The sequence below is a fragment of the Arthrobacter sp. Hor0625 genome, from assembly GCF_052567525.1.
Genome location: NZ_CP199586.1, coordinates 589,541 through 601,867, shown reverse-complemented (window position 1 = coordinate 601,867; position 12,327 = coordinate 589,541). Strand labels below are relative to the sequence as shown.

The 12,327-nt window shown below is 67.1% G+C and carries 13 protein-coding genes; 10 read left to right on the top strand and 3 right to left on the bottom strand.

Features of this window, described 5'->3' with window-relative positions; genetic code table 11:
- Positions 1-54: 54 nt before the first annotated feature.
- The 7 genes from ACTWLI_RS02605 (at position 55) to ACTWLI_RS02575 (ending at position 8,444) form a co-directional block, all read left to right on the top strand.
- Positions 55-1,788 (top strand): ABC transporter ATP-binding protein, encoded by a 1,734-nt coding sequence (locus tag ACTWLI_RS02605; RefSeq protein WP_445155149.1) that lies wholly within the window; start codon positions 55-57, stop codon positions 1,786-1,788.
- Positions 1,789-1,895: 107 nt separating this feature from the next.
- Complete coding sequence (locus ACTWLI_RS02600; protein ID WP_445156106.1) at positions 1,896-3,827, top strand: ABC transporter ATP-binding protein; 1,932 nt, start codon at positions 1,896-1,898, stop codon at positions 3,825-3,827.
- Positions 3,824-3,961, top strand: coding sequence for a hypothetical protein (locus ACTWLI_RS02595; RefSeq protein WP_445155148.1), 138 nt, complete (start codon positions 3,824-3,826; stop codon positions 3,959-3,961). Before ACTWLI_RS02600 ends, ACTWLI_RS02595 begins: the two co-directional genes overlap by 4 nt.
- A 6-nt stretch (positions 3,962-3,967) precedes the next feature.
- On the top strand, positions 3,968-4,363 hold the full coding sequence (locus ACTWLI_RS02590; protein ID WP_445156105.1) for an acyl-CoA thioesterase: 396 nt from the start codon (positions 3,968-3,970) through the stop codon (positions 4,361-4,363).
- A gap of 169 nt (positions 4,364-4,532) precedes the next feature.
- Positions 4,533-4,790, top strand: coding sequence for a hypothetical protein (locus tag ACTWLI_RS02585; protein WP_445155147.1), 258 nt, complete (start codon positions 4,533-4,535; stop codon positions 4,788-4,790).
- Positions 4,791-4,987: 197 nt separating this feature from the next.
- Positions 4,988-7,216 carry an McrB family protein gene (locus ACTWLI_RS02580; protein ID WP_445155146.1) on the top strand — a complete coding sequence of 743 codons (2,229 nt, stop codon included), beginning with the start codon at positions 4,988-4,990 and terminating at the stop codon, positions 7,214-7,216.
- Positions 7,203-8,444 carry a 5-methylcytosine restriction system specificity protein McrC gene (locus tag ACTWLI_RS02575; RefSeq protein WP_445155145.1) on the top strand — a complete coding sequence of 414 codons (1,242 nt, stop codon included), beginning with the start codon at positions 7,203-7,205 and terminating at the stop codon, positions 8,442-8,444. Before ACTWLI_RS02580 ends, ACTWLI_RS02575 begins: the two co-directional genes overlap by 14 nt.
- Positions 8,445-8,504: 60 nt before the next feature.
- On the opposite strand, the gene ACTWLI_RS02570 is transcribed toward ACTWLI_RS02575, so the two are convergent.
- Positions 8,505-8,762 (bottom strand): hypothetical protein, encoded by a 258-nt coding sequence (locus ACTWLI_RS02570; RefSeq protein WP_445155144.1) that lies wholly within the window; start codon positions 8,760-8,762, stop codon positions 8,505-8,507.
- Between the two features lie 120 nt (positions 8,763-8,882).
- On the opposite strand from ACTWLI_RS02570, the gene ACTWLI_RS02565 reads away from it, so the two are divergent.
- Positions 8,883-9,545 (top strand): TetR/AcrR family transcriptional regulator, encoded by a 663-nt coding sequence (locus ACTWLI_RS02565; protein ID WP_445155143.1) that lies wholly within the window; start codon positions 8,883-8,885, stop codon positions 9,543-9,545.
- A gap of 40 nt (positions 9,546-9,585) precedes the next feature.
- Here ACTWLI_RS02565 and ACTWLI_RS02560 read toward each other — a convergent pair whose 3' ends face one another.
- Together ACTWLI_RS02560 and ACTWLI_RS02555 are read right to left on the bottom strand one after the other, a co-directional pair.
- Positions 9,586-10,008 (bottom strand): very short patch repair endonuclease, encoded by a 423-nt coding sequence (locus ACTWLI_RS02560; RefSeq protein ID WP_445155142.1) that lies wholly within the window; start codon positions 10,006-10,008, stop codon positions 9,586-9,588.
- A gap of 38 nt (positions 10,009-10,046) precedes the next feature.
- Positions 10,047-10,481: a pyridoxamine 5'-phosphate oxidase family protein gene (locus ACTWLI_RS02555; RefSeq protein ID WP_445155141.1), complete on the bottom strand. Its 435-nt coding sequence runs from the start codon at positions 10,479-10,481 to the stop codon at positions 10,047-10,049.
- Between the two features lie 245 nt (positions 10,482-10,726).
- Here ACTWLI_RS02555 and ACTWLI_RS02550 point away from each other — a divergent pair, with 245 nt between their 5' ends.
- Together ACTWLI_RS02550 and ACTWLI_RS02545 are read left to right on the top strand one after the other, a co-directional pair.
- A complete protein-coding gene (locus tag ACTWLI_RS02550; RefSeq protein WP_445155140.1) occupies positions 10,727-11,383 on the top strand; it encodes a DUF308 domain-containing protein in 657 nt (218 codons plus the stop codon).
- Positions 11,384-11,811: 428 nt separating this feature from the next.
- Positions 11,812-12,312: a DUF6318 family protein gene (locus ACTWLI_RS02545; protein ID WP_445155139.1), complete on the top strand. Its 501-nt coding sequence runs from the start codon at positions 11,812-11,814 to the stop codon at positions 12,310-12,312.
- The last annotated feature ends 15 nt before the right edge of the window (positions 12,313-12,327 follow it).

Genomic DNA, 12,327 nt, shown 5'->3' with positions numbered 1-12,327 from the left:
GCTGCTATTACTTTCTTCTCAGCATTTTTGACCCTCCCCAAAGGACCCGTGGGCATGCTTGTCACCCTCATGCGGCGCTACTCCAAGCCGTATCTGCCGTATATCGCGGCCGTCGTCGTATTCCAGCTGGCCTCCACCATCGCGGCCCTGTACCTCCCCAGCCTCAACGCCCAGATCATCGACGAGGGCGTCTCCCGCGGCGACACCGACTACATCTGGCGCACCGGCGGCCTGATGCTCGGCGTCGCCCTCATCCAGGTGGTCACCGCGATTGCCGGGGTCTACTTCGGGTCCAAGGCCGCCATGGCCTTCGGCCGGGACCTGCGCCGGGCGGTCTTCCGCAAGGTCGGCAGCTTCTCCGCCCGGGACGTCAACGTCTTCGGCGCCCCGACGCTGATCACCCGCGGCACCAACGATGTCCAGCAGGTCCAGATGCTCATGCTGATGGGCCTGAACTTCATGGTCGCCACCCCGATCATGTGCATCGGCGGCATCGTCATGGCCCTCCGTGAAGACCTCAACCTCTCCTGGCTGGTCTGGGTGTCCGTCCCGCTGCTGGTCGTGGTGGTCGGCTACCTCGTGGTCCGGCTGATGCCGCTCTTCCGCGCCATGCAGACCAAGATCGACCGGCTCAACGGGATCCTGCGCGAGCAGATCATCGGCATCCGCGTCGTCCGCGCCTTCGTCCGCGAACCGCACGAGACGCAGCGCTTCGGCACGGCGAACAAGGACCTCACCGACGTCTCGCTGAAAATCGGCGCCCTGTTCGTGCTGATGTTCCCGGCCATCGGCATGATCCTGCACGTTTCCACCGCCGCCGTGCTGTGGTTCGGCGGCCAGCGGGTGGACGCGGGGGAGATGCAGGTCGGTTCGCTGACCGCTTTCCTGCAGTACCTGCTGCAGATCCTGATGGCCGTCATGATGGGCACCTTCATGGCCATGATGATCCCGCGCGCCTCGGTCTGCGCCGACCGCATCGGCGAGGTGCTCGACGTCGAGCCCTCCCTCCACGAACCGGCCGCCCCCGTCACCCCGGCCGCCAAGGCCGGCCGGGTGGAGTTCCGCAACGTCTCCTTCGCCTACCCGGGCGCGGAAGCTCCGGTGCTCAGCGACATCAGCTTCACCGCCGAGCCGGGCCAGACGGTCGCGATCATCGGCTCCACCGGCGCCGGCAAGACCACCCTGCTGGCGCTGCTGCCGCGGCTCTTCGACGCCGCCTCCGGCGAGGTACTGCTCGACGGCGTCCCCGTCACCCAGCTGGACCGCGCCGAGATCACCGGCCGCGTCGCGATGGTGCCGCAGCGGCCCTACCTTTTCTCCGGCACGATCGAGCACAACCTGCGCTTCGGCAAGTCCGAGGCCACCGATGCGGAACTCTGGGATGCCCTCACCGTCGCCCAGGCCGCCGACTTCGTCCGCGAAAAGAAGAACGGCCTCGGCGCCCGGATTTCGCAGGGCGGCACCAACGTCTCCGGCGGGCAGCGCCAGCGGCTCTGCATCGCCCGGGCCCTCGTGACCGAACCCAAGGTTTTCCTCTTCGATGACTCCTTCTCCGCCCTGGACGTCGCCACCGACGCCCGGCTGCGGAAGGCCCTCAAGGCCAAGACCGCTGACGCCACGGTCATCATCGTCGGCCAGCGCGTCTCCACGATCGCAGACGCGGACCAGATCCTGGTGCTGGACAACGGCCGGATCGTGGACCGCGGAACCCACGAGGAGCTGCTCGCCAGCTCCAGCACCTACCAGGAAATCGTCGAATCCCAGCTGACCGCGGAGGCCATCGCGTGAGCACCAAAGAAAAGCCCAGCCCCGACGCCGCAGACACGGCCCCTGCGGACGCCCCCGAGGAGGACTTCCACGAGGAGGAATTCACCCCCGGGGAAGCCGACGGCGGCATGTTCGGCGCCGTGCCGGCCAAGAAGGCCCAGCACTTCTGGCCCTCCGCCAAGCGGCTGATGGGCCTGCTCAAACCCGAACGCGCCGGCATCGCCGCCGTCCTCGCGATGGTGACGGTCGCCGTCGTCCTCAACGTGATCGCCCCCCGGATCCTCGGCCAGGCCATGGACGTGATCTTCAGCGGCGTCGTCGGCAAGCAGCTGCCGCCGGGCGCCACCAAGGACCAGTTCATCGACGGCCTGCGCGCCCAGGGCCAGGACAACTTCGCCGACATGCTCGCGCGGATGGATGTGGTGCCCGGTGCCGGCATCGACTTCCAGAAGCTGGCGTTCCTGATCAGCGTGGTGCTGGTGATGTACTTCGTCGCGAACATCTTCCTGTGGCTGCAGGGCTATGTGCTCAACGTGCTGGTCATGCGCGTGGTCCGCAAGCTGCGCGACGACACGGAGAAGAAGCTCAACCGGCTCCCGCTGAACTACTTCGACACCCGGCAGCGCGGCGACACCCTCTCCCGCGTCACGAACGACGTCGACAACATCCAGCAGGCGCTGCAGCAGGCCTTTGCCCAGCTGGTGAACTCGGCGCTGACGGTGATCGGCATCGTCATCATGATGTTCATCGTGTCCTGGCAGCTGGCCCTGATCGCGCTCATCGCCCTGCCGCTCTCCGGCGTGGCCGCCGGCATCATCGGTGCCCGCAGCCAGAAGCTCTTCGCCGCGCAGTGGAAGAACACCGGGGACCTCAACGGCCAGATCGAGGAATCGTTCTCCGGCCATGACCTGGTCCGGGTTTTCGGCCGCGACGCGGACATGCTGGCCCGCTTCGACGAACGCAACGAGGAACTCTACAAGGCCAGCTTCGGCGCCCAGTTCGTCTCCGGCATGATCATGCCCGTCATGCAGTTCGTCTCCTACCTCAGCTACGTGGGGATCGCCGTCGTCGGCGGGCTGCGCGTGGCCTCGGGCGGGATGAGCCTGGGCGACGCGACGGCGTTCATCCAGTACTCACGCGAATTCACCCAGCCGCTGGGCCAGATGGCCGGCATGGCCAACATGCTCCAGTCCGGCGTCGCGTCCGCCGAGCGGGTCTTCGAGTTCCTGGACGCCGACGAACAGGACGCGGAGACCGCCACCGAGCAGCTTCCGGCCAAGACCGACGGGCACGTCGAGTTCCGGCACGTCACCTTTAGCTACACCCCGGACAAGCCGCTGATCGAGGACCTGTCCTTCACCGCCGAACCGGGACATACCGTCGCGATCGTGGGCCCGACCGGCGCCGGCAAGACGACCCTGGTGAACCTGGTGATGCGCTTCTACGAGCTGAACGCCGGAACCATCACCCTGGACGGTGTGGACATTACCCGGCTCAGCCGCGCGGAGCTGCGCTCCAAGGTCGGCATGGTGCTGCAGGACGCGTGGCTGTTCGGCGGGACCATCTACGAGAACATCCGCTACGGCAAGCTGGACGCCACCGAGGACCAGATCATGGCCGCGGCGAAGGCCACGTTCGTGGACCGCTTCGTGCGGGCGCTGCCGGACGGCTACGACACGGTTATCGACGAGGAGGGCAACAACGTCAGCGCCGGCGAAAAGCAGCTGATCACCATCGCCCGGGCTTTCGTGGCCAACCCCTCGCTGCTGATCCTGGACGAGGCCACGAGCTCGGTCGATACCCGCACCGAGGCCCTGGTGCAGAAGGCGATGGCGGCGCTCCGCTCGGACCGCACCAGCTTCGTGATCGCCCACCGCCTCTCAACCATCCGGGACGCCGACACCATCCTCGTGATGGAGGCCGGCCGGATCGTCGAGCAGGGCCGCCACGTGGAGCTGCTGGAACTCCGGGGCGCCTACTACCGGCTTTACATGTCGCAGTTCGCCGGGGAGGACGCGGACGCGTCCCTGGAGGAGGAGCCGACGGCGGTGCACAGTTGAGCGCCGGGATCCCCGACGCCGGGACGGAGTCCACCGCCGGGACGCCCGACGCCGGGCCGGAGCCCAGCGCCGCGGCAGCGCCTCGGCGGCTGGAGGTCCGCGTGCCGATGCGCTGGGGCGACATGGACGCCTAAGGGCACATCAACAACGTGCAGCTGGTCCGGATCCTCGAGGAAGCGCGGATCGCGGCCTTCGGCCCGCCGCGCGGAGCCGGCCTGCCCGGGATCGAACCCGAGGTGCCGCTGTTCAACGACGTCCCGGAGGGCACCCTGGCGCTGGTGGTGGAGCACAAGATCCGCTACGTGAGGACCCTGGAGTACCGCAACGTGCCCGCGGTGGTGCAGCTGTGGATCGGCGCGGTCAAGGGCGCCAGCTTCGACATCCACTACCTCGTCCAGGACCCCGTCACGGGGGAGGACTGCGTCAAGGCGAGCAGCCACCTGGCCTTCGTCGATGAGGCGACCGGCCGGGTGCTGCGGCTGACCCCTGACCAGAAGGCCAAATTGGCCCCCTACACCCGCTCCGCCGTCGGCTGACCATACCGTTGGCTGACGGGGCGCGGGCCCGACTGGGCCGCCGCCGGCTGACGGGCCCAGGCCGGCTGAGGCCCCCGAGCACCCTGCCCCTACCTTGGCGGTGTGATGGGTCCTAGACTGGACGGGCCCCGCGGGTAGCGGTCGACGACGAGAGCTAGGAGCACGGACCATGGCCAAGCGAAGCAAGGCGACGGCGCGCAAGAAGAAGACCTGGAAGGAACTCTCGCCGATGGCGAAGTTCGGCACGATCACGGCGGCCGTCGTGCAGCTGTCGCTGCTGGTCGCGGCGCAACGGGACATCTCCCGCCGCCCCGCGGAGGAGATTCGCGGGAGCAAGGCCTTGTGGCGGGCGGCAACCCTGATCAACTTCGTCGGTCCCGGCACGTACTTCACCTTCGGCGTGAAGCGTCACCCGGCCGCCAAATAAGGCGCCCCGCCGACCGGCCGCTGGCTTCGTCGTTCGCGCAGGTCAGGGCCTTCCGGCGCGGCCGCCAACGAGGCCGAGCCGGCGCCCTCTCCGGAGCCGCGACGACGGTCCCGGGAAAGCTACCCGCCGGTAATTAAGTTTCGCTGCAGGGAGCCCTCGTGATGCGGGCGCCCAGCTTAAGGCTGTAAATTGAAGGGATGACCCCCACCAAAAAGCCCGCCATGCACCGCGCCCTCGGCATCTCCAAGGAGATCGAAGACGCGGCGTGGTTTGTGCTGGGACCGGGCCTGCTGGGGAAGGCTTCACCGCTGGACGGCCGGACCCGGACCTGGTCCGTGGCAGCGGCCTCGGAGCTGCTGGAGCGACTGGAACGGGGCGTCCCGGACCCCAAGGCGCCGATGATGACCAACCTCCGCGAAAACCTGGAGGGCGCCACCCGCGGGGCCAAGCAGCTGGCCGTTGAGCTGTTGTTCCTGCAGTCGTTGCCGCTGGCGCACGAGGTCAAGTCGCTCAAGGTCAAACGGGCCCGGGTGGCCGAGGCCGCGTCCTGGCTGGAGCCGCCGCTGGAGCTCCCCGACGAGCTGTACGCCGGCATGACGGACCACGGCGTCATCCGTGACCGGACCGCCGAATTCAACTGGACCATTTGGGACCACCTGAAGTGGCTGTGCCGCTTCGTCCGGCACGTCGCCCAGCGCCCGGCCGGCGTCGTCCAGGCAGCGATCAAGGACCCGCTCGCCTTCCATGAACTGACCATGGGCACCCCCGAGGACCAGCCCGCGATCCGGCGCAGCATCGAGTTCCTGGTCTGGCCGGCCTACTTCGAACCCGTCGTGGCCGACGTCGAACGCCAGGAGATCCGCGACGCCTTCGCCTCCCTGGTCGGCGGGGCCAAGGGCGACTCGGATGAGGAAGTTTCCGCGGACATCCACCGGATCCGGCTGCACCTCGACGAGCAGGCCGGGCAGCGGATCGACTGGTACTCCCGGCAGCTGGTGAGCCAGTGGCGGAAGGTCGGGGACCCCGGCCGCCGCGCCTGGCTGCTGCGCAGCCACCATGACAACGCCGAGGTGCTCGCCGCCTGGCACGACGAGGAAGCGGTGACGCTCGACGTCGAACACCTCCGCCTGCTCGATCCCGGCGTCACCGCGGGGCTGGTCCAGCACGCCGTCGACGAGGACTACAAACACCTCAGCTACGTCGAACGCGAGGACACCAAGAGCGCGGTTTTCGCGTTCCTGACCGTGATGAAGCCCGGCGACCTGGCTCTGTACCAGACCGCGGGCACCGTCCGGGTGGGTGTGGTGCTCGGCGAGCCCGAACACCAGGACGACAACCGCCGGCTGCGCCGCAAGGTCCGCTGGTTCGACGAGGTCCACGCCATGGCCGAGCTGCCCCGGCACGTGCAGCGGCAACTGGCCAGCTCCGGCCTGATTGTCGATGTCACCCGGGTGATCCAGGCGCTGGATACGCTGATCCCGGCCGAAGCCGAGGCGGAGGGCGCCGACGGCACCGAGCCGGACACCGCCGTCGAACCCTGCGAGGGTTTCCGCCCCCTGTCCGCGGAGTTCGCCGCGTCCCTGCACATGGACCTCGAACCGCTGCAGGAAATCGCCGAACTGCTGGAGGAAAACCGCCAGCTGGTGCTCTACGGCCCGCCCGGCACCGGCAAGACCTACCTGGCCAAGCACCTCGCCGCGGAGCTGGCCGGAGACACCAGCGACGAGCGGGTCAAGCTGGTCCAGTTCCACCCCTCCTACGCCTACGAGGACTTCTTTGAGGGCTACCGGCCGGACAAGACCGACGACGGCCAGGTCTCCTTCAAGCTGGTGGCCGGGCCGCTGCGGCGGCTCGCCGAGGAAGCGGCCAAGCCGGGCAACGAGAACAAGCCGTACTTCCTGATCATCGACGAGATGAACCGGGCCAACCTGGCGAAGGTCTTCGGTGAGCTGTACTTCCTGCTGGAATACCGCGATGACCGGATCTACCTGCAGTACAGCCCCACGGAGCCGTTCTCGCTGCCGGACAACCTCTACATCATCGGCACCATGAACACCGCGGACCGCTCCATCGCCATGATGGACGCCGCGATCCGCCGCCGGTTCTCCTTCATCGAGCTGCACCCCAAGACGGAACCGGTGAAGGGCTCGCTGCTGCGGTTCCTGCAGGCGCGGGACCTGGACACGACGCCGGCGCTGCTGCTTGACGAGCTGAACAACGCCATCGACGAAGGGGACCGCGACCTGATGATCGGACCGTCCTACTTCATGAAGCAGGCCGCGCAGAGCCCCGCAGGGCTGCGCCGGATCTGGAAATACGAGCTGATGCCGCTGCTCGAAGAGCACTACCACGGCCAGCTCAACCGGGCGCAGCTGGAGGAGCGGTTCGGCCTGGAGCAGCTGCTGTCCCGCCTTGCGCGTGGCTAGCCCTGCCGCCGGCCGGGTCCGCCACATTGTCCTGGACGAACTGTCCGGCGGGGTGGTGGAGCGCCTCGACGCCGGCAGCGCCGCCTACCTCAACGGCAGCGGACTCGCGAAGGCCTCGCCGCTGGGCATGGGCCTGTTCCGGATCGAACCGGTCGGCAAGGTCGGCTCCGTCCGCACCCCGTCGGTGCAGGTCGAGGTCCGGCCCAAGGAACGGCTCGGCCTGGACCGGCTGCTGTTCCTGCTCGGCTACACGGAGGACCAGGGCTTTCGGGACGACGCCGTCGCCGCCGTCGAGGACACCGACCTCTGGAGCGCCCTCGCCGAGTCCCTCGCGCAGCTGGCCGACCGGGCGCTGAGCCGGGGGGTGCTGCAGGGGTACCTCACCGTCGATGAGTCGCTGCGCACCGTCAAGGGACGGATCCGGATGTCGGACCAGATCTCCCGGCGTCCCGGCATGCTCGTGCCCCTCGAGGTCTCCTATGACGAATTCACCGAGGACATCCCGGAAAACCGGATCCTGCGCGCGGCCCTCGAACGCATGGCGCAGGTGCCGGGCGTGCGGGCCGACGTGCTCAGCCGGCTGCGCCGCCTCAAGGGCAAGCTCGACGCCGTCACCCGCCTGCAGTCCGGTGCGCCGCTGCCGGTATGGCGGGCCAGCCGGATGAACCTGCGCTATCACGCCGCCCTCCGGCTGTCCGAGGTGATCCTGCGCAACGCCTCCGCCGAGGCAGGCGACGGAACGCAGCACTCGGCGTCGTTCGTGGTGGACATGTCCAAGGTTTTCGAGGACTTCGTCGGGACCGCGCTGCGGGAAGCCATGGCCTCCTACCCGGGGGAGATGCGGCTGCGCTACAACGCCATGTTGAACGAAGCCGTGCGGGATTCGGACCGCATCATGGTCCAGCCGGGCGCGGTGCACCTGCTCGGCGGCCGACCGGTGATGGTGTACGACGCCAAGTACACGGCAGCGTCCGACGCCGGCGCGTCGCTCTCCGGCGACCACTACCGCATGCTGGCGTACTGCACCTCGCTGCGGGTGCCCACGGCGTGGCTGGTCTACCCGGGGGCGGGCGAGATCAAGCTCCGCCGGATCCTGAATACCGACATCGACGTCGTCGAGTTCCCGCTGGACCTGTCCCTGCCGCCAGCGGGCATCCTGGCCGCGGTGGCGGACCTCGCCCAGCAGTCCTGGGGCGAAGTGGTGCGCCAGGCGACCGTCAGCCGCTGACCCCCGGGGCCGGCGGAACCTGCGTCCGCCGTGGCCCGGGGCCTTGGGTCGACCCCGGCGTTAGGCGGGTTCGTCCTGGACGGCCGTGGAAATGGCGAGCAGGTGGTTGAGCAGGGCTTTTTCCGGTTCTCCGGGATTGTCCGCGACGTGCTGGCGGAGCTGTTCCCGGACGAGGGCCTCATCGGGTTTGGTGTCGTTGAGTATCGCATCGATGATGGCTGAGACCTGCCGGCGCAGGGGCTCCAGATCCTCAGGTGTTTCGGGACTCCGGGCGGCGTGCCGCGTGCGGGTCTCGGTAGACAACAACAAGTGTGGCATGGTGCTCTCCTGCGGAGTAAGTAGTATCCCCACATACCGGTCGATAGAGTCCTAGTCCCCGAGGTTCGATCTTAACCCGGAAGAGACCAGTCTGTCTCGTGCAGCGGTACGATTATTTTGATGTCTTCTTCAAGCAAATCCCAGGCTGCACTTCCGCCGCCCGAACCGTCGGGCAGTGGCGGCGCTCCTGCGACCGGCGGTGAGACCATCGCCGGTGCTGCCGAGACTACCGGCATCCATGAACGCATTTTGGACGTGGCGTACGAATTATTTTCGCGTCGCGGCGTCCGTGATGTCGGCATCAACGAGCTGATCAGCCGGTCCGGGGTGGCGAAGGCCAGTTTCTACCGGCACTTCGGTTCCAAGGACGAGCTGGTCCTGGCCTTCCTGGAGCGCCGCGACCGGCAGTGGACGGTGGCCACGATTATTTCGGAGGCGCGCCGCCGCGGCAGCACGCCGTCCGAGCAGCTGCTCGCCATCTTCGATGTCTTTGCCGACTGGTTCGCCCGGGACGACTTTGAAGCTTGCTCCTTCGTGAACATCCTGCTGGAGATGGGCCCGACCCATCCGCTGGGCCGCGCCAGCATCGACTACCTCGACAAGATCCGCGGGCATGTCCAGAGCCTTGCCGAGGAAGCCGCATTGCGCGATCCGGAGGGCTTCGCCCGCTCGTGGTACATCCTGATGAAGGGCTCTATCGTGGCGGCGGCCGGGGGAGACCGGGCCGCCGCGGGCCGCGCCCGTGTCATGGCCGAATGGCTGATCGCGCACCACCGGGCCTAGTTGCCGGACGCCCAGACGTCCCGCGCCCCGGCTGCCTGCCCTAGCTGCGCAGGAACCCGTCCAGCTGCTGCTCCAGGGCCGAGCGGTCCTTGAGCTCGCACTCCCACACGGTGAGTACCTCCCACCCAGCGTCTTCCAGCAACCGCCGCTGTTCGGCGTCGCGCGCCCGGGTCCTGGCCCGCTTGGTTTCCCAAAACTCGGCATTGGATTTCGGGGCGTGCTGGCCGACCCGGCAACCGTGGAAATGCCAAAAACAGCCATTGACGAAGATGACCTTCTGGCGGCTGGCGAATACCAGGTCCGGGTTGCCCGGAAGGCGGCCGCCGCGGGCCGTGCCGTGCAGGCGGTAGCGGTAGCCCTTGGCGTGCAGCATCCGGCGGACCAGCAGTTCTGGCTTGGTGTTCTTGCCCCGGATGCGCGACATGTTCCAGCTGCGCCGCTCCGGGGTCAAACTGTCCGCCATGGTTCAAGTCTAGGCGGCGGTTCGGGAGCGGGTGCGGCCTAGATCTCGCGTTCGGGGTGTTCGCCAAACTGGAAATGCCGGCCGCTGACCGACGTCGGGGCGATCTCCACGTAGAAGTCCTTCAGCGTCGGGACCCAGGGCTTGAGCCCGAGTGCCTCGGCAGCAGCGATGTCCGCTGACTCTTCCAGGACCCGGGCCGTGCCGCGGACGACCACGGACCAGGCCTCGTCCGAGAGGATCCCGTCTGTTTCGAAGAGCACCGACGCATTGATGGTCAGCTCGGCCAGTTTGTTGCCCGGCGCGGTGCGCAGGTACAGCTTCCGGTCCTTCACCGCGTAGTTCACCGGGAAAATGTCCGGTTCTCCGGCGACGGTGACTACCAGCCGTCCGTGCTGGGTTCCCTCAATAAGCTTCCACGACTCGTCCTCGGCCAGGCGCAGGATCGGGTTGCCGTCTTCGTGTTCGAACATCATGGGCCCATTGTTCTGGGTGCTGTAGAAAAGCGCCAGAGGCCTGTGCGCTATCTGGCATCACGCTAAATTGTCGGACCCCGTCCTTACCGTTTTTCTTGTTCGGTTTGCATCGCCGCCGTCGGTCGTTCCGCAGGGAAACCCTGCGTATTTGGCCGCTGGCAGGATGCGCCTTTGCGCCATTGGGGGCGCGCGGGCCCGGACACTTCGCCGCCAGGCGCAGCCTGGCCAGAAAACATGGGGAAATCATGAGCAATTTCAATTCGCACGGCACCGCGGCCGCGGATCAGCCGACGTCGACCGTTCCGTCCGCTTCCGCGGCTCCGGCCTCTCCTGTTGCGCCGGCGCCCCGGGGCAACGGCTGGGGCGTCGCCGCCCTGGTTATCGGCATCGTGGCGGTCGTCTTCTCGTTCATTCCGGTGATGGGCGTTGTCGCCTTCGTGCTGGGTCCGCTCGCCGTACTGTTCGGCATCATCGGCGCCACCCGCAAGTTCGCCAAGAAGGGCGCGTCGATCGCCGGCCTGGTCCTGGGCGTGCTGGCCATCGTGATCGCCGCCATCTGGATGGCCGTCGTGTCCGCCGCGGTGTCCTCGGCGGACCAGGCGCTCAACTCGGAGCACAAGATGCAGTACGTCGTGACGACGAACGGCAAGGCATCCGTCAACTACTGGACCAGCGGCGGGATGTCCTCGGAGGACGTGACGGGTGGTTGGAAGAAGGAGCAGACGGTGAAGAACTCGGAGTTCGTTTCGCTGACGGTCACCGGTGATTACACGAATGCCGCGGCGAAGGTGGGCTGCGAAATCCTGATTGATGGAAAGTCGATTTCCAAGAACTCGGGAGCAGGCCAGGGGGCCATGGCAAGTTGCAGCGGCTCCGGGCTCGGCGCCGACAGCAAGAAGTAGCGCAGCCGCGGGGTCGCAGGACCTCGCGAATCGACAGGGCGTTGCGGAAGCGTGAGCTTCCGCAACGCCCTTTTGCCGTCTCGGCCTGAGATGCGGTTCCTTACGCCCCGGGCGGCCAGCGTTTCGGGGCCGCCTGCGGTGACCCGGGCGGTGCAAAAAGTGCGAAAAAAGGGGTGTGGATAACTCTTACCGCCGGGATGCGGTGTCAGTTACCCTTAGGCATTGTTTGGATTCAGGCGTCTTGATTTCTATCGGGGGATTAGCTGAACATGACAGCTCGCATTCCAAGCTCCACCCGCCGGTTACCGGCCACCGCCACATTCCTCACCGCCCTCGTGCTGGCCACGTCCGCTTGCACCAGCGGCCAAGCATCCCCGACGACGGCGCCGGATCCCTCTGCGTCGGCCTCTGCCAGCGCGCGTCCAGTGGTGAGCCCGACCGCCACGGCCACCCCCAGCTACAAGCCCGCCAACTTCAAAGGCAAAGCGCAAAACGTTCCCGTGCCGGTGTTGCCGGAGGTCGCAAAGAAAAAGACCAAGGAAGGGCTGGAAGCGTTCGCGCGGTACTGGTTCCAGCTCCTCAGCTACGGCTATGAGACGGGGGATACGGGACCCCTAGATTCTGTAACTTCGAACGACTGCGAGCCGTGCGCCAAGGCTAAGAAGGTAATTCATGCGTGGAACACGGACGGAAGGTGGCTTGTGGGTGGAAAGCTGACCGCCCGCTCCGTAAGTACTCAATTCGAAGAGAGCCCCGAAAAAACATATCAAGTTGCTGTGCAGGCCCATCAAACGCCGCTTACGTACGTTCGAAAGGACGGCAGTATCGCCCGTAGCGACCCCCAGCCCGACGACACAGGAAACCTGTTGTTTGTCTCGTACGTCGGGGGAGCATGGCGACTCGTGAACATCGGTCGAATTGTCGGTTGACCATGCGCAGTGCCG

Coding starts and splice junctions, on each gene's coding strand:
- ACTWLI_RS02605 (WP_445155149.1), top strand. CDS start 55: ATGCTTGTCACCCTCATGCGGCGCTACTCCAAGCCGTATCTGCCGTAT.
- ACTWLI_RS02600 (WP_445156106.1), top strand. CDS start 1,896: ATGTTCGGCGCCGTGCCGGCCAAGAAGGCCCAGCACTTCTGGCCCTCC.
- ACTWLI_RS02585 (WP_445155147.1), top strand. CDS start 4,533: ATGGCCAAGCGAAGCAAGGCGACGGCGCGCAAGAAGAAGACCTGGAAG.
- ACTWLI_RS02580 (WP_445155146.1), top strand. CDS start 4,988: ATGACCCCCACCAAAAAGCCCGCCATGCACCGCGCCCTCGGCATCTCC.
- ACTWLI_RS02570 (WP_445155144.1), bottom strand. CDS start 8,762: ATGCCACACTTGTTGTTGTCTACCGAGACCCGCACGCGGCACGCCGCC.
- ACTWLI_RS02565 (WP_445155143.1), top strand. CDS start 8,883: ATGTCTTCTTCAAGCAAATCCCAGGCTGCACTTCCGCCGCCCGAACCG.
- ACTWLI_RS02560 (WP_445155142.1), bottom strand. CDS start 10,008: ATGGCGGACAGTTTGACCCCGGAGCGGCGCAGCTGGAACATGTCGCGC.
- ACTWLI_RS02555 (WP_445155141.1), bottom strand. CDS start 10,481: ATGATGTTCGAACACGAAGACGGCAACCCGATCCTGCGCCTGGCCGAG.
- ACTWLI_RS02550 (WP_445155140.1), top strand. CDS start 10,727: ATGAGCAATTTCAATTCGCACGGCACCGCGGCCGCGGATCAGCCGACG.